Annotated in this window: 14 protein-coding genes; 9 read left to right on the top strand and 5 right to left on the bottom strand. The window is 45.4% G+C overall.

Annotated elements, in window-relative coordinates; genetic code table 11:
• Positions 1–29: 29 nt before the first annotated feature.
• From murJ to ispH, 6 genes are all read left to right on the top strand, one after another.
• Positions 30–1,592, top strand: coding sequence for a murein biosynthesis integral membrane protein MurJ (murJ, locus tag AACQ21_RS17235; protein WP_026028080.1), 1,563 nt, complete (start codon positions 30–32; stop codon positions 1,590–1,592).
• Between the two features lie 71 nt (positions 1,593–1,663).
• Positions 1,664–2,599 (top strand): bifunctional riboflavin kinase/FAD synthetase, encoded by a 936-nt coding sequence (gene ribF / locus AACQ21_RS17230; RefSeq protein ID WP_026028079.1) that lies wholly within the window; start codon positions 1,664–1,666, stop codon positions 2,597–2,599.
• Between the two features lie 63 nt (positions 2,600–2,662).
• On the top strand, positions 2,663–5,521 hold the full coding sequence (ileS, locus tag AACQ21_RS17225; RefSeq protein WP_105976600.1) for an isoleucine--tRNA ligase: 2,859 nt from the start codon (positions 2,663–2,665) through the stop codon (positions 5,519–5,521).
• 17 nt (positions 5,522–5,538) lie between these two features.
• Positions 5,539–6,048, top strand: a complete 510-nt coding sequence (gene lspA, locus AACQ21_RS17220; protein WP_105976599.1) for a signal peptidase II — start codon at positions 5,539–5,541, stop codon at positions 6,046–6,048.
• Between the two features lie 168 nt (positions 6,049–6,216).
• Positions 6,217–6,648, top strand: a complete 432-nt coding sequence (gene fkpB / locus AACQ21_RS17215) for an FKBP-type peptidyl-prolyl cis-trans isomerase (protein ID WP_013857554.1) — start codon at positions 6,217–6,219, stop codon at positions 6,646–6,648.
• Positions 6,649–6,674: 26 nt separating this feature from the next.
• Positions 6,675–7,637, top strand: a complete 963-nt coding sequence (gene ispH / locus AACQ21_RS17210) for a 4-hydroxy-3-methylbut-2-enyl diphosphate reductase (RefSeq protein ID WP_013857553.1) — start codon at positions 6,675–6,677, stop codon at positions 7,635–7,637.
• Positions 7,638–7,732: 95 nt separating this feature from the next.
• Here the strand turns inward: ispH and AACQ21_RS17205 are convergent, their stop codons facing one another.
• A complete protein-coding gene (locus tag AACQ21_RS17205; protein ID WP_017043277.1) occupies positions 7,733–9,217 on the bottom strand; it encodes a carbon starvation CstA family protein in 1,485 nt (494 codons plus the stop codon).
• A gap of 243 nt (positions 9,218–9,460) precedes the next feature.
• On the opposite strand from AACQ21_RS17205, the gene AACQ21_RS17200 reads away from it, so the two are divergent.
• Complete coding sequence (locus tag AACQ21_RS17200) at positions 9,461–9,802, top strand: DUF2799 domain-containing protein (RefSeq protein WP_029388330.1); 342 nt, start codon at positions 9,461–9,463, stop codon at positions 9,800–9,802.
• Positions 9,803–9,853: 51 nt separating this feature from the next.
• Positions 9,854–11,650 (top strand): cation:proton antiporter, encoded by a 1,797-nt coding sequence (locus tag AACQ21_RS17195; RefSeq protein ID WP_105976598.1) that lies wholly within the window; start codon positions 9,854–9,856, stop codon positions 11,648–11,650.
• Here the strand turns inward: AACQ21_RS17195 and murQ are convergent.
• Positions 11,647–12,576, bottom strand: a complete 930-nt coding sequence (gene murQ / locus AACQ21_RS17190) for an N-acetylmuramic acid 6-phosphate etherase (RefSeq protein WP_017048824.1) — start codon at positions 12,574–12,576, stop codon at positions 11,647–11,649. The genes AACQ21_RS17195 and murQ overlap by 4 nt on opposite strands.
• 15 nt (positions 12,577–12,591) lie before the next feature.
• Positions 12,592–13,704, bottom strand: coding sequence for an anhydro-N-acetylmuramic acid kinase (locus AACQ21_RS17185; RefSeq protein ID WP_026028077.1), 1,113 nt, complete (start codon positions 13,702–13,704; stop codon positions 12,592–12,594).
• A gap of 98 nt (positions 13,705–13,802) precedes the next feature.
• Between AACQ21_RS17185 and nagZ the strand changes: the two genes are divergently transcribed.
• Entirely contained in the window at positions 13,803–14,789 is a 987-nt protein-coding gene (nagZ, locus tag AACQ21_RS17180; protein WP_105976597.1) for a beta-N-acetylhexosaminidase, read from the top strand.
• Positions 14,790–14,842: 53 nt separating this feature from the next.
• Here nagZ and btsR read toward each other — a convergent pair whose 3' ends face one another.
• Positions 14,843–15,559 carry a two-component system response regulator BtsR gene (gene btsR / locus AACQ21_RS17175; protein WP_105976596.1) on the bottom strand — a complete coding sequence of 239 codons (717 nt, stop codon included), beginning with the start codon at positions 15,557–15,559 and terminating at the stop codon, positions 14,843–14,845.
• Between the two features lie 9 nt (positions 15,560–15,568).
• The gene (locus AACQ21_RS17170; RefSeq protein WP_088720932.1) at positions 15,569–17,248 is read right to left on the bottom strand and encodes a sensor histidine kinase; all 1,680 of its coding nucleotides are present in this window, start codon (positions 17,246–17,248) and stop codon (positions 15,569–15,571) included.
• Between the last annotated feature and the right edge of the window lie 345 nt (positions 17,249–17,593).

Raw genomic sequence — 17,593 nt, 5'->3', positions numbered from 1 at the left:
GACGTTTTGGCTTGTTTTTCGAGGTAATAGTGAGCAAACGCCTACTCAAATCTGGCTTGATTGTCAGTGCTATGACGTTGATTTCTCGTGTGTTGGGCCTAGTTCGTGACGTAGTTGTTGCGAATTTGATGGGGGCAGGTGCGAGTGCCGATGTTTTTTTCTTTGCTAATAAAATTCCTAACTTTTTACGTCGGCTATTTGCCGAAGGGGCTTTTTCTCAAGCGTTTGTTCCAGTACTGACCGAATACCATTCATCCGGAGATATCAATAAAACACGCGAGCTGATCGCTAAAGCATCTGGCACATTGGGGGTTATTGTCACTTTGGTGACTGTTGTGGGGATCTTATGCTCTGGCGCGGTCACGGCACTGTTTGGGGCTGGTTGGTTTTTAGATTGGCTTAATGATGGCCCTGATGCGCATAAGTTTGAGCTTGCGAGTTTATTATTAAAAATCACTTTTCCTTACTTATGGTTCATCACTTTTGTTGCTTTATCAGGAGCGATTCTTAATACCCTGGGCAAGTTTGCCGTCTCTTCTTTTACCCCTGTATTTTTGAATGTGATGATCATCGGTTGCGCTTGGTTTTTGTCGCCGCACTTACAGCAACCGGAAATTGGCTTGGCGATTGGCGTCCTTCTTGGGGGATTGGTCCAGTTTCTATTTCAAATTCCATTTTTGCTCAAAGCAGGTTTATTGGTTTGGCCTCAATGGGGTTGGAATGAACCGGGGGTTGTGAAAATTCGCACTTTGATGTTGCCCGCTCTTTTTGGGGTATCGGTCAGTCAAATTAACTTATTGCTGGACACCTTCATTGCCAGCTTCTTACAAACGGGCTCCATCAGCTGGCTTTACTATTCAGACCGTTTGCTAGAATTTCCGTTAGGCTTATTTGGTATTGCGATCGCTACCGTTATTTTGCCTGCATTATCCCGTAAACATGTTGATGCCCACAGCGAAGGATTTTCGCAAACCATGGATTGGGGTATTCGTATGGTTTGTCTGCTCGGTTTTCCTGCGATGTTAGGCCTGATTGTGTTGGCAAAACCGATGCTTATGGTGCTATTTATGCGAGGTGAGTTTACCCCGAATGATGTCAATCAAACGGCGTTGTCACTCTATGCATTTGGTTTGGGCTTGATCAGTTTTATGCTGATCAAAGTGCTTGCACCAGGGTACTACTCTCGGCAAGACACCAAAACGCCAGTTCGTTATGGTATTATCGCCATGATCTCTAATATGGTCTTCAATGCGCTTTTAGCGTGGCATTTAAGTTATGTTGGTTTGGCGTTAGCTACGTCATTATCTGCTTTTATCAACATGGCACTGCTTTACAGAGGGTTACATGTGCAAGGGGTGTATCAGATCACCCGTAAAACTATTGGTTTTATTATTCGCTTAATGGTGGCCAGCAGTGCGATGGTTGTGGTCATTGTTTGGCAATTGGAAGAAATGTCAACGTGGCTAGAGTGGAGTCTGACACAGAGGGCTACATCATTGGTGATGCTGATCAGTATCGGTGCGGTCAGTTATTTGCTTTGCCTAGCCGTGCTTGGCGTGCGTTTAAAAGACTTAAAAGCGGCGACAGATTAATGGTGATTAGTATATAATCCGTCGGTTTCGCACCTTGCTAATTGAGAACTATAGGTTTTAAGCATTTTCTAATGGAATTGATTCGCGGCATTCACAATATCAAGCCACAGCATCATGGCTGTGTATTAACCATCGGAAACTTTGATGGTGTTCATTTAGGACATCAGCAAGTTTTGAAGCAAGTATCCAAGAAAGCGCAATTATTGGGTTTACCTTCGGTGGTCATGACGTTTGAACCGCAGCCATTAGAATTATTTGCCAAGCACAATGCACCAGCTCGGTTAACTCGATTACGTGATAAATTTGTGCAATTGAACAAGCAGTCGGTTGACAGATTGTTATGTGTGAATTTTAACCAGCACTTTGCTAATTTAACGGCAGAAGCTTTTATTCGTGACTTGTTGGTCGCTCAGTTGGGTGTTAAGTTTCTGGTGATTGGTGATGATTTTTGTTTTGGTAAAAATCGCCAAGGTAATTTCAGTATGCTGCAACAGGCTGGACAACAGTTTGGTTTTGAGGTGGTAAGTACCCACAGTTTTTGCTTGCAACAACAAAGAGTGAGTAGTACTGCTATTCGTAACGCTTTAGCAAGCGATGACTTAGTGTTAGCTAAGCAGATGCTCGGTCGTGATTACGGTATCAGTGGTCGAGTGTCGCATGGTCAAAAGTTAGGGCGAACCATTGGTTTCCCTACAGCGAACATTCCGCTTAAGCGCTGTGTTTCACCGGTCTCTGGTGTTTACGTCGTCAATGTCTATGGCCTTGATAACTCGCCCATCGGAGGAATTGCCAATATTGGTAATAGGCCAACAGTCAACGGGGTTCGCCAACAACTTGAAGTACACTTGTTTGACTTTCATGCCAATTTATATGGCAAACAGCTAGAAGTGGCACTTTTACATAAGCTTCGAGATGAAAAGAAATTTGAATCTTTTGGAGCGTTAAAGCAACAAATTGAATTGGATGCTGATGCGGCAAGGGTGTGGTTGCATCAGCTAAAGAATTAGTCGGATTATTCCACCGATTAATATCATGTCTAACGTCGCCCAATATAACGGAATTAAGAATCGATGAGTGATTATAAAGATACCCTGAACCTACCTGAAACAGGGTTTCCAATGCGTGGCGATCTGGCTAAACGTGAGCCAGAAATGTTAAAGCGTTGGTATCAAGAAGATCTTTACGGCGAAATCCGTAAAGCCAAAAAAGGCAAAAAATCTTTCGTATTGCACGATGGCCCTCCTTATGCCAACGGTGATATTCATATTGGTCACGCACTGAATAAGATTCTTAAAGACATTATTATTAAATCGAAAACCTTATCTGGTTTTGACGCGCCTTACATCCCAGGTTGGGACTGTCACGGCCTACCTATCGAATTGATGGTAGAGAAAAAAGTCGGCAAACCAGGCCAGAAAGTGACCGCGGCTGAGTTTCGTGAAAAATGCCGTGAATATGCAGCAGGTCAAGTGGAAGGCCAGAAAGAGAGCTTTAAGCGTTTGGGCATCATGGGTGAGTGGGATAAACCTTATCGCACCATGGATTTCGCCACCGAAGCAAACATTATTCGCGCATTGGGTAAAATTGCCGATAAAGGCCACCTGCTGAAAGGTTTCAAACCTGTTCACTGGTGTACTGATTGTGGTTCAGCACTGGCTGAAGCGGAAGTTGAATACAAAGATAAAGTGTCACCTTCGATTGACGTACGATTCAAAGCAGCCGATGAAGCGGCGCTGCTTGAAAAGTTCACGCTCGCGGCTGATCACGCCGGCCACGGTCAAGTGTCGATTGTAATTTGGACAACCACACCTTGGACCTTGCCAGCTAACCGCGCAGTCTGCTTACGTGATGATCTTGAATATGTTTTGTTGCAAATTGAAGCAGACGGTGAACGCCCTGCTGAACGCATTATCGTTGCGTCAGAACTTGCAAAAAGTGTCATAGATCGTGCTGGTATCAGTCATTACCACAATCTTGGTTTTTGCCGAGGCGCAGACCTTGAACTAATGTCTTTTAATCATCCATTTTACGCATTTACTGTGCCTGCGATTTTGGGTGAGCACGTAACTACTGAATCGGGTACTGGTGTCGTTCATACTGCACCTGGTCATGGTCAAGAAGACTTCGTGGTCGGTCAGCAATACGGCCTTGAAGTAGCCAACCCTGTCGGTTCAAACGGCGTATATCTAGCAGACACCGAGCTATTTGCTGGTCAACATGTGTTTAAAGCGAATGACTCTGTACTTGAAGTACTGAAAGAAAAAGGTGCTTTGTTGCACCACCATGCCTACGAGCATAGTTATCCTCATTGCTGGCGTCATAAAACCCCAATCATTTTCCGTGCAACACCACAATGGTTTGTTTCTATGGAGCAAGCCGGTCTGCGCGCCCAAGCTCTAGAATCGATCAAAGGTGTACAGTGGATGCCTGAATGGGGTCAAAGCCGCATCGAAGCAATGATTGAAGGTCGTCCTGAATGGTGTATTTCTCGTCAGCGTACTTGGGGTGTACCGATTGCGCTATTTGTGCATAAAGAGACGGCAGAACTTCATCCTAATAGCCCTGCGCTGATTGAAACAGTGGCGCAATTGGTAGAACAAAAAGGGATTCAAGCGTGGTGGGATGTTGACACTGCTGAGATCTTGGGCGAAGAAGATGCTAAGCATTACGAAAAAGTACTCGATACGCTGGATGTGTGGTTCGACTCTGGTGTGACTCACTACGCCGTTGTTGATAAGCGCGAAGAGTTCAATGGTCACGGTGCAGATCTGTACCTTGAAGGTTCAGATCAGCATCGTGGTTGGTTTCAATCTTCATTGATTTCATCGGTAGCAATGAAAGGTGCTGCGCCTTACAAACAAGTATTGACGCATGGCTTTGTGGTCGATGGTCATGGCCGCAAGATGTCAAAATCAATCGGCAACGTGGTTGCGCCAAAAGATGTCACCAATAAACTGGGTGCAGACATCCTGCGTCTATGGGTTGCATCGACTGATTACACTGGTGAAGTGGCGGTTTCTGACGAAATTCTAAAACGTTCGGCGGATGCTTATCGCCGTATCCGTAATACAGCACGTTTCTTCTTAGCCAACCTCAATGGGTTTAACCCAGCAACGGATATGGTTGCAGCTGACGAGATGGTGTCGCTGGATCGCTGGGCCGTAGGCCGTGCCTTTGCGGCGCAACAAGAAATTGTCAAAGCATATGAAGAGTATAATACGCATGGCGTGATCCAACGTTTGATGCACTTCTGCTCAATTGAAATGGGTTCGTTCTACCTTGATGTGATTAAAGATCGCCAATACACAGCTAAACAAGGTGCACATGCACAGCGTAGCTGTCAAACGGCGCTGTATTACATCGTTGAGGCTTTGGTTCGTTGGATGGCACCGATCATGTCATTTACGGCTGATGAAATTTGGAACGAAATGCCAGCGATGCAAGCTAATGGCGAGCCGCGTGAAAAATTTGTCTTCACGGGTGAGTGGTTTGAAGGTCTGTTTGGGTTAACTGAAGGCGAAGAGTTGAACAATGAATTTTGGGCAGAGATGCAAAAAGTTCGTAGCTCGGTGAACAAGTTGCTTGAAACCGCTCGTAGTGAAAAAATCATTGGTGGCTCATTACAAGCTGAAGTGGTGCTGTTTGCTGATGATGCTTTAGTGGCTCAGTTGAACAAGCTTGAAGATGAACTGCGTTTTGTACTGCTGACATCAAAAGCGATAGTGAAGCCTCTGGCTGAGAAAAGCGATGCGGCACAAGCAACGGAAACAACAGGTTTGTTTGTGTTGGTGAGCGCAACGGAAGCAGAGAAGTGCGATCGCTGTTGGCATCATACTCCTGACGTTGGCACTATCACTGGTCATGAAACTATTTGTGGCCGTTGTGTGTCGAACGTGGATGGTGAAGGCGAAGTTCGTAAGTTCGCTTAATAATATTGGGATTCAATATGGCAGAGCAGACGCTTACTTGGAAACAATCAGGAGTTCGCTGGCTATGGCTAGCGCTTCTGATCTTTACCCTTGATGTCGGTATAAAGCTGATGGTCATGGATAACATGGGGTATGGTTGGGCAAATCGCATCGAAGTAATGCCTTTTTTTAACCTACTTTATGTACATAACTATGGTGCGGCATTTAGCTTTTTAGGCGATCAAGCGGGTTGGCAACGTTGGTTGTTTACCGTCATCGCCTTTGCGGTGACGGGGCTCCTCACTTACTGGATGAATAAGCTGCCTGCGCAAGAGAAGTGGCATAATATCGCTTATGCCATGATTATTGGTGGTGCAATCGGCAACGTGTTTGATCGTATCGTGCACGGTTTTGTGGTTGATTATCTTGATTTCTACTGGGGCAATTATCACTGGCCAGCGTTTAACTTGGCTGACAGTGCCATTTGCCTTGGTGCAGCAATGATTATCCTTGATGGCTTTCGTAAAAAAGACGATGCGCACTCATAATGGCTAAAATAGTTGAATAACCCTAAGCGCTGTCTGTTGATTCAGGTGGCGCTTTTTGTTTACTCTTCATCTCTAAAAATACGGTGGCGATAGGCGTACTAAAAACGGGCATTTTTATGTCGTTATGGATGCCTTGTCTCCACACTAAAATAAATAAAGAGAAATCACGTGACGACAATAAAAGCAAACAGTGCGGTAACCCTACACTTCACCATTAAATTAAAAGATGGCTCTATTGCGGATAGCACTCATAATATGGGCAAACCAGCGAAATTGGTTATTGGTGATGGCAGTCTAAGCGACAATTTTGAGTTGTGCTTAATCGGTCTGAGTGCCGGAGAATCCAAAACCATTGAGTTAAAAGCCGAAGACGCGTTTGGTTTGTCTAACCCAGATAACATCCACCATATGGATCGCGCCAAATTTGCCGGTAATACTGAGGTGGAAGTTGGCACGATTATGGCGTTTAGTGGCCGCGATGGCTTAGAAATTCCTGGCATTATCACCGCTATTGCGGGCGATTCGGTAACGGTTGATTTTAACCACCCACTTGCAGGACAAGATGTCATTTTTGATGTTGAAATTTTGTCTGTAGAATAATTGGCAACTTGCGATAACCCTATTCAATGAGCAATGAAATGAAAATATTGTTAGCCAACCCTCGTGGTTTTTGCGCCGGTGTTGATCGTGCGATCAGCATTGTTGAACGCGCACTTGAGCTGTACCAGCCTCCGATTTATGTACGACATGAAGTGGTGCATAACCGCTTTGTGGTGGAAGGGCTGAAGCAGCGCGGGGCCATTTTTGTTGAGGACTTACACGAAGTACCTGATGACAATATTGTGATCTTTTCTGCTCATGGCGTTTCGCAAGCGGTGAGACTTGAAGCGAAAGCGCGTGCATTAACCGTGTTTGATGCCACTTGCCCTTTGGTGACTAAAGTGCATATGGAAGTGGCTCGAGCCAGTCGCCGCAGTATGGAAGTGGTATTGATTGGCCATGCAGGTCATCCTGAAGTGGAAGGAACCATGGGCCAATACGCCAGTAAAAAAGGCGGCATGTACTTGGTTGAAAAACCGGAAGATGTTGAATCGCTAAAAGCTATCGTTAAAGATCCGACTAATTTACATTATGTTAGCCAAACCACCTTGTCGGTGGATGAAACAGCCGATGTGATTGATAAATTGCGTGAAGTGTTTCCTGATATTCAGGGACCACGTAAAGATGATATCTGTTACGCGACACAAAACCGCCAAGATGCAGTGCGTCAACTTGCATTGGATGTTGATTTGGTGGTGGTAGTGGGCTCGAAAAACTCATCAAACTCTACGCGTTTAAAAGAATTGGCGGAAAAGCTCGGAACGCCGGGTTACTTGATTGATTGCCCTGAAGATATTGATCCAACGTGGTTTGATGGTAAGAAAACCGTTGGCGTCACGGCCGGCGCATCGGCACCCGAAGCATTAGTGAATCAGATCCTAGATCGAATTAAAGAGCTTGGTGCTCAATCGGTTGAAGAAGTGCTTGGACGAGAAGAGAACATGTTTTTTGAAGTGCCCAAAGAGCTGCAAATCAAGCAAATCGACTAGTCAATAAAAAGTATTTGAATTAGACGTACTAATAAAAGAAGAAGGGCTTCCAAATGGAAGCCCTTTTCTATAACGCAAGCGAAGCGTCATTCACACTATGCAGTTTCTGTGACTGCTTTCGGTTTTTCTTCATCGGTAAGTTCGATGTCGCCTTTACCTTTGGAGATTCTAATTACATATATGGTTACGGACAGTGAGAACAAAATACCGGCAATGGTTGATGCTTGCATCGGTAAGCCAAAGCCTAATGCACTGTTATTAAGAATGAAGGTGGCACAAACCGTGGTCATAAACATCGCGGGGATAGTCGCAATCCAATGCAGTTTGTTGTGGCGTAGTAAATAGGCGGAAGCGGTCCAAAGCATCATTACTGCTGTGGTTTGGTTGGCAAAACCGAAGTAGCGCCAAATAATACCGAAATCCACTTGAGTGAGAATGGCACCCAAAACAAACAGCGGCAGTGCCATGAACAAGCGATTACGCAGCGTTTTTTGTTCCATATTGAAATATTCAGCTAAGATCAAACGACTAGAGCGAAATGCAGTGTCGCCTGAGGTGATCGGTAGGATAACCACACCCAAGAAGGCGATGATGCCGCCAAACACACCTAATAAGCCAAAGGATGCGCTGTACACAACGTTACCCGGGCCGCCGTTTTTCACCGCTTCTGATAATCCTTCTAATGAGCCAAAGAAAGAGAGTGCAATCGCACACCAGATAAGTGCGATAATGCCTTCACCAATCATGGCACCGTAAAACACGAAGCGGCCATTTTTTTCATTTTCCATACAGCGAGCCATCAATGGCGACTGAGTTGCATGGAAACCAGAGATAGCACCGCAAGCAATCGTGATAAAGAGCGCTGGCCAAAGTGGTAGGTCGTTCGGGTTCATGTTGCTGAACATGTCGCTCATTTCAAAACCGCCCATCACAGTGTGTTCACTGGAAAGTGCAATCGCGGTCATTAAGCCAACCGACATAAAGATCAACAATGCGCCGAACAGTGGGTAGAAACGGCCGATGATTTTATCGACAGGAACGATGGTGGCGAGAATGTAGTAAGCGAAAATGATCACCACCATTGAGGTCATGCTCACCGTTAGACTCGTTTGCTCGTTAATCAGATTGGTGATCATCCCTGCAGGCGCAGAAACGAAAACAACCCCCACGAGCAGTAACAGTACAATGGCAAAAATGTTCATAAAATGTTTGGCGCCATTGCCTAGGTAACGGCCGGTAATGGTAGGCACTGAAGCGCCGCCATTGCGTACCGACAACATGCCTGAAAAGTAGTCATGCACCGCACCTGCAAAAATACAGCCGACGACAATCCACAACATTGCTGCAGGACCATAGAGTGCGCCCATGATTGGGCCGAAAATTGGGCCTACGCCAGCAATATTAAGCAATTGTACCAAGTAGACTTTTTTGGTCGACATAGGAACATAGTCCACGCCATCACTCATGGTGTGGGCCGGTGTTTTACGGTTCTCGTTAATACCAAATACTTTTTCTACAAAAGCGCCGTAGATAAAGTATCCGGCCAGTAGGGCTGCGACACAGGTAAGAAACCACATCATAGCAATTGTCCTTTATGAATGAATTAAGCTCACTGTGGATAATAAAGGGCTCTGTGACGAGAAACATCTGCTTTTCCAGTGAGCGGCACTATAGCCAGTTAAGTGGCTATTTCACACAATAAGTGGTTTAGGGCTCGTCTCATCATCTGGATCAATAATGCTTTGCTGCTGGGAGGCAATGAGTGGCATCTTACAAGCAATCTGCTAGGCTAATTGAATGAAAATAAGAACTTAAGGACAACAATGAAAAAATTAAGTGTATTGTGCGCTGCTGTGTTGATGGTTGGGTGTGCGGCCTCTGATGCTGAATTAGCACAAAACGGAGATTGGCAACAAATTGGTTATCAAGATGGAGTCACAGGTCATACTCAGCGCAGCTATAAAAAGCTTTCTGAGCTCGGTTCGGTGCAACAAGCCGATTACGAAGCGGGATACGTTAAAGGGCTAAGCGAGTATTGTAACCCCAATTTCGCCTATCAAATTGGATTGTCAGGACTATATTATGAAGGTGCGTGCGAAGGAACCGAGCAAGCACAGCGCTTTCGCATGGAATGGCAACGGGGTTGGAATGAGTTCACTAATTAACCCACCTATTGATGGGTAATCCATTTAAGATATCGCTATTAGAGAAAATATATGCATGAAGAGTTTATTGCTTTAGCTATTGCAGCCATTGGCGTTCTTGGTTTGACGTGCCAGTGGTTAGCATGGAAGTTGCGTCTTCCTGCTATTTTATTTTTATTAATTGCGGGCATTGTCGTTGGTCCGTTGACTGGGTGGTTAGAACCTCAGCAGCTATTGGGAGAATTATTATTCCCTTTGATTTCTCTTGCGGTTGCGGTGATTTTGTTTGAAGGTAGCCTCACACTCAACTTCAAAGATATTCGCGGCGTCAACCACACTGTGTGGAGCATTGTGTCGCTTGGAGCTCTAGTTTCATGGGGAATAACCAGCGTTGCGTCGTATTATTTATTGGACTTTGATTGGTCACTTGCGCTGCTGTTTGGCAGTTTGACCGTAGTTACCGGGCCGACCGTCATAGTACCGCTGCTACGTACCGTGCGGCCAAATGCTCGACTTTCCAATATATTGCGCTGGGAAGGAATACTCATCGACCCGTTGGGTGCACTGTTTGTGGTGATGGTGTATGAGTTTATTATCTCTAGCAGTCAAGCGCATAGCTTATACGTTTTCTCTTTAATTATTGGTGTTGGTTTAAGTATAGGAGCGGCCGCTGGCCAAGCCGTCGCTGTCATATTGAGGCGAGGCATGTTGCCTGAATATTTACAGCCTTTTGCTGTATTGGCTGTGGTACTTGGCGTCTTTTCCGCTTCTAACGCCATCGAGTCAGAGTCTGGCTTACTGACGGTGACGGTGATGGGGATGTGGCTGGCAAATGCTAAAAACGTCAATATTCAGCATATTCTTCATTTCAAAGAAAACCTGACTATTTTGCTAATCACTGGCCTCTTTATCCTTTTGGCTGCACGCATCGAGCTGGCTGATTTCCAAGCATTAGGGTGGAGTGCATTGCTGTTGTTGGTGGTAATGCAGTTAGTTTCCCGTCCGATGTCCATTTTTATTGCAACCGTGCGCAGCTCATTATCTTTCAAAGAGAAAACTTTTTTGGCTTGGGTGGCGCCTCGCGGTATTGTGGCTGCTTCTATTTCTTCTCTATTTGCTATCAAACTGACAGCGGCAGGTGTAGAGGGAGCGACACTATTAGTGCCTTTAACGTTTATGGTCATTATTGGAACGGTGATTTTACAAAGTGCGACGGCGCGTCCTATTGCAATGGCATTGAAGGTGGCAGAACCTGCTCCGCGTGGTTTTTTGATTATTGGTGCGAATGACGTCGCTCGAGCGCTTGGAAAGGCGTTTGCGAAATATGATTGTCGCGTTGTGCTCACCGATTCTAACTGGGACTACATTAGTCAGGCGCGAATGGTGGGGCTAGCCAATTATTATGGTAATCCGATATCAAGCCACGCCGATGAATATTTAGATTTGATTGGTATTGGTCATGTGGTTGCACTTAGCCCTGATAAGCATTTCAATATTATGGCTTGCATGCATTTTCTCAGTGATTTCGGTGAAAAACGCGTATTTTGTTTGAACGATCATGCCAATGATAATAGTAGCGATAAACACAAAGTGGCTCAGGAATATCACGGTTTATCACTTTTTAATGGTGAAGTGAGTTATAAAAAATTAGCCAGTTTGATCAACCAAGGTGCAGACATTAAGCACACAAAACTGAGCGAAAGTTTCACCTACCAAGATTATCTCCAGCAGAACAAAGAACATTTTGTTTTGCCACTGTTTATGGTGAACGTCAAAGGCCGTATCCAGATGCACCATTCTATTCAGGAGTTTTTACCTACGGAAGGTGAAATAGTCGTCTCGTTGATCAAACAGAGCCAGAGCCACTAGTGGCTCTCGTGTTCACTTTCCATTGCCCGGCGAAGAAAACCATCAGACTCAGTCAATTTATCCATAGCTTCTGCATAACTTAACCCCGTCAAGTGCATCAATATCGCTACTTTTACATTGTTGTTGCTTTGGGCTAATAAGTATTCAGCCTCAGCGCGTTCACAGTCGGTTGCTTGCATCACAATTCGCACCGCCCTGGCGATGAGTTTTCGGTTAGTGGCCTTAACATCGACCATTAAATTTTGGTAACTCTTACCAAGACGGATCATGCTAGCGGTGGTGAGCATGTTGAGTACCAGCTTCTGCGCTGTACCGGATTTTAAGCGCGTTGAACCGGTCAGAGCTTCTGGCCCAACGACAGGGCTAATGGCTATTTGCGCCAATTCTGCAATCGGGGAATCCGGGTTACATGATAGGGCAATGGTTGTCGCGCCCAAATCATTAGCATACTCCAAGGCACCGATGACATAAGGTGTTCGCCCACTAGCGGCAATGCCAACAACCACATCTTGATCCGTAAAATGAATACTTTTGAGATCTTGAATGCCGAGTTCTGCGCAATCTTCCGCCCCTTCTTTAGCACTGAACATGGCCTCTTTCCCACCGGCAATCAAACCAATCACCATCTGATCGCTAACCCCAAATGTTGGAGGGCACTCAGACGCATCAAGAACGCCTAATCGGCCACTGGTTCCTGCGCCAATGTAGATTAATCGACCACCATGTTTGAAGGCATAGGTAATTCGATCCACGGCTAAGGCGATCTCCGGAAGGACTTTTTCGACGGCCAGCGGAACGTGCTTATCTTGTTGATTGAGCCGTTCTACAATTTCTTGTGCTGATAGTAGGTCAATATCCATTGTGTCAGGGTTGCGACCTTCGGAAATAAGGTGAGAAAGCGCAGAGAGCAGCGCGTCATTAGTCATACCATTCCTTACTTATTAATGAGTAAAATAGACCACACCCAACGAAGCGAGAGCGCTTGCTCCGGTTACTTCTGGTAGATTGCTGGGTAAATTATGCAGACGACGTTGAGCAAGCCAAGCAAAAGCCATTGCTTCCATGTAGTCACTATCCACCCCTTTATCGCTGGTGGGCATGATGCGCCAGTGTGCTAAATGGGCCTGCAAACGTTCAACCAATAGCGGGTTACGGGCACCGCCCCCACACAGCAGCAATTCCGGCGCTGGCCCACATTGGTAGTGTGCGACTTGCGTGGCGATGGTGAGTGCTGTGTATTCACAGAGTGTACGTTGAACATCTTCTGCTGCTAACGAAAACTCAGCCAATATCTGCTGAAGCCAAGGGAGATTAAACAGCTCGCGACCCGTACTTTTCGGTGCATTCAACGCAAGGTACGGCTCTTGATTGAGGCGTTCGAGTAGTGGTTGGTGTACCTTTCCCGATCTCGCCCACATGCCATTATCATCAAACTTATGGCCTGTCTGTTCAAAGCACCACGCATCCATCAACATATTGCCCGGGCCCGTATCGTAGCCTAATACTTTTTGCTGCGGCCGCAATACCGAAATATTAGCGATGCCGCCAATATTGAGTACTACAACGCTCGAATCGGTTGATTTGAAAATGGTGTCGTGAAATGCAGGGACTAATGGAGCTCCTTGGCCGCCGAGCGCCATATCTTTGCGACGAAAATCAGCCACTGTGTCGATGCCAGTTTTGCTGCTGATGATATTGGCATCACCGAGTTGCATCGTAAAAGGCGTATTACCGTTGGGTTGATGAAAAACCGTTTGGCCATGGCAGCCAATCGCGCGAATATCGCACGCTTGATAGCCTGATTGAGCCAGTAAAGCGATGACTGCATCAGCAAACAGATGGCCGAGCAAGTGGTCTAACTCGCCAATCTCTTGCACATTGGTTGATTGCCCAATACAGACATTCAGCAAACGCTGTTTGAGATCTTCTGGCATTGGGAAATCAGCGTGAGCCAATAAACGAATTTGGTTGCCATCCATTTCGACCAGCGCTGTATCGACACCATCCATGCTGGTGCCAGACATCACACCAATGTAGCGTTCAATGCTCTTCATTCGCTTCTCCTTCAACTCAAAAACAAAATCATTGTAATAGAAATTCAAAGCGAATAACCTCGTTAAATTAACTGTTTAAGTAAATTTTTGGAGTGAGCATGGGACCGTTGTGGCTAGATGTGGCAGGCTGTGAATTGAGCGCTGAAGACAAAGAGATTCTTGAGCATCCCACTGTCGGCGGGGTCATTCTTTTTGCGCGTAATTATCACGATAACGCGCAGTTGCTTGCGCTTAATAAAGCGATTCGCCACGCAGCAAAACGTCCGATTTTGATTGGTGTCGATCAAGAAGGTGGGCGAGTACAACGTTTTCGTGATGGGTTTTCGCTGATCCCTGCCGCGCAGCAGTATGCCAAGCAGAATAATGGTGAAGCATTAGCTCGCCAAGGTGGCTGGCTGATGGCGGCGGAGTTGATTGCTCATGATATTGATCTCAGCTTTGCTCCTGTACTGGATAAAGGTCATGCGTGTAAAGCGATTGGTAATCGTGCTTTTGGCGATGATGTACAGAGCATCATTCGCCACAGTTCAGCCTATATGCAAGGCATGAAAGAGGCTGGCATGGCAACAACAGGTAAACACTTTCCCAGTCACGGCGGGGTAATCGCTGACTCGCATCTTGAGACGCCCTATGATGAGCGCAGCACGGTGATGGAAGAGGACATGGCAATATTCAAAGCGCAGATTGAAGCTGGAGTGCTCGATGCCATGATGCCTGCACATGTGATTTATCCTCACTATGATGATCAACCTGCCAGCGGTTCTGCGTTTTGGTTGAAGCAAGTACTTCGCCAGCAGTTAGGGTTCAAAGGATTAGTCTTTTCTGATGATTTAACAATGGAAGGGGCATCTGTCATGGGCGGTCCTGCCGAGCGCGCGCATCAATCGCTAGCCGCTGGATGTGACATGATTTTAGTGTGCAATCAACGCGCAGCTCAAATTGAAGTGTTGGATAATTTGCCGATTTTGGATGTGCCAGCGGCTGAGTATCTACTCAAACGTCGTGCTTTTAATCTTCCTCAACTGCAAAGTACTGAACAGTGGAAGCAAGCTTCAGAAGCGATGAAACGACTGCTTGGTGAGTAAAAAATGGCGCTGTGCGTGAAAGATTCAGCGCCGTTATTTTCTATTCGTTGCGGTTAGTGAAAACCCAGAACTTCTTTTAAATTTTTTAGATAACGTCGGCTGACGGGCACTTTGTGATCACTAAGGGTGATGATTTCCGCTAGCCCATTGTCCAATAATTTGATCTCTTTAATGGCCCTAGTATTGATTAAATACTGGCGGTGACAACGAACCAGTGGCGGTCTTTCTTCCAAAATTTTGAGCGTTAATTGGCTGGTGGCTCGTTGTAAATGAGTTTGCACATGAACACCACTGATGTCGCTCAAAGCAAACTCGACATCTTTGGTGGCAATGATCACAATTCGATTTAATCCAATGCAGGGAACTTGATCTAACCCTGCTGGTGATAAAATCGAAAAATCCTGCTTTTTTTGCCCTTGGTGAACTAAACGTTGCAGCGTTTTCTTTAAGCGCTCAGGGTCAACTGGCTTGAGTAGATAATCAAACGCATTTTCCTCAAACGCTTGCAGCGCATACTGATCATAAGCGGTGACAAACACCACATTGGGCATCGTATCTGGGTCAAGCATCCCTAGCAGCTCAATGCCAGTAACTTGTGGCATTTGGATGTCGAGAAACACCACGTCTGGCTTTAGCTGATTGATTTTTTTTAACCCTTCGATCGCATTACTGGCGTGACCAATCACATCAACATCGCCCGTCTCTTCTAGTAGCTCAGTCAGTTCTTCCCGAGCGAGCAGTTCGTCATCAATAACCAGTGCCGATAGCATGTTATTCCCTTAGTTAAATCCTTGATGAGGAATGAGAAAGCTCATTCGTGTGTATTGATTAGCCAATACTTCCGTTTTTAGTGCGGCTTGTTCGCCAAATTTATTAGTTAAGCGTTTATTGACAATTTGCATGCCTAAACCATCGTAATCTTCATTCGGAGCTTGGTAACTGCCCGCATTATCTTCCACTACAATTTTGTATCCTTCCGTTTGCACTTGGCTGTAGATTCGTACCCGCCCGCCTTCTAACAAGTTAGAGGTGCCGTGCTTTATCGCATTTTCTACCAGTGGCTGTAGAGTAAAACTGGGTACATTGCGCTCAAGCAGTAATGCATCATCGATGGCAATATCCACTTCAAGGCGATCGGCAAAACGCGCTTGTTCTATGGTTAAGTAGGCTTTGACATGTGCTAATTCTTCTTTAAGAGTCACTGTCTCAATATTTTGTTTAAGGTTACTACGAAAGAAGTGCGAAAGATGCTGGATAAGTTCTCGCGCTTTGTCGGGATCACGGCGGGTGATGGCACTAATGGTATTGAGCGCATTAAACAGAAAGTGAGGGTTGACTTGAGCATGCAGCAGTTTGATCTCGGCACGGGAAAGCAGCATCTGCTTTTGTTGGTATTCGCCGTACAGAATTTGGCTCGACAGTAATTGTGCAATCCCTTCAGCCATTGACATGTTAATGGTTGAAAAAAGTTTACGCTTCGGCTCGTACAGCTTTATGGTTCCAATTACGCGATCACCTGCTCTAAGTGGAATGATTAACGCTGAACCGAGTTTGCAGTTTTTAGAGAGTGAGCATTGATAAGGGGAATCTTTTCCGTCGAGGTAAATAATGCGGTTTTTGGTGATCGCATCCAGTGTACTTTGTGATGAGATCGGCGTATTAGGTTTGTGGTGGTCATCACCGATACCGATAAACGCGAGTATTTTTTCTCTATCGGTGATGGATACCGCGCCAACATTGGTCATTTCGTAAACAATTCGAGCGACTTTACCTGCATTGTGTGGATTAAAACCGTTGGCCAAAATGCCAACTGAACGCTCAGCAATATTCAGTGCGCGACGAGAAAAGGTGGCGGAGTACTCTTCAAAAATGGTTTTTCTGTCTTGTAAAATGCTCATGAATAGCGCAGCGCCGACTGAGTTAGCGATGATCATGGGCGCGGCGATGGTCGAGACTAAGGCGTATGCATCAACAAACGGTTTAGCGACTAACAAAATCACCAACATTTGCACTATTTCAGCAAACAGTGTTACGGCAAAAACAATACTGGGGCTAAACAGGAGCCGCCCTTTGCCCTTTCTCAGTAAATAGGTGTGCAGCAATCCACCAATCAACCCTTCTGCAGTGGTTGAAATGGCGCATGCCACATCGGTAAAACCGCCTAAAGTGTAGCGATGCATACCGCCAGTAAATCCAACCGCAAACCCCACAATGGGGCCACCAAATAACCCACCCATGACGGCACCTATCGCCCGCGTATTGGCAATCGCATCGTTGATCTGCAAACCAAAATAGGTGCCCATGATGCAAAAGAGGGAAAACAAAACATAGGTACTGATTTTGTGGCTAATTCGACTGGAAATGTTAAGCAGCGGCAAGAAAATGGGTGTTTTGCTCAACATATAAGCGAGAACGAGGTAAACACACATCTGTTGCAGTAAGGAAAGAATTAAATCCATGTCAAAAACCCGTTGGTTTGGTGATCCCCTTTTCACTTGAAGCTACAGTGGTATTGGCTTTGTTCATTTTCCTAAGCGTAGAGTTTTCTATATACATTAGGATTTATGTACGGATGGCCAGACTGTAACACCAATCTCTTTGGGTATGATTTACGATTCATCCTCACTATTTTAGGTGAGATAGAGAGAATAAAATACGCGTCAGCTTATATTTTTTGCTTTAATAGAAGATAAATACGTGTGTAATTTTATTTTTACACATTATGTTTTTTTAAATTTACACTTGAAATGTTTTTAAAGCCTGTTAATTTGTATTTTATTGGTGTTTAGGTATGCAATAAGATT

Origin of the sequence: Vibrio sp. V01_P9A10T6, from assembly GCF_963877065.1 — a bacterium.
Lineage (GTDB): Bacteria > Pseudomonadota > Gammaproteobacteria > Enterobacterales > Vibrionaceae > Vibrio > Vibrio anguillarum.
Note: the sequence above shows the minus strand (reverse complement) of the source record. Positions and strands in the feature narration are given on the sequence as shown.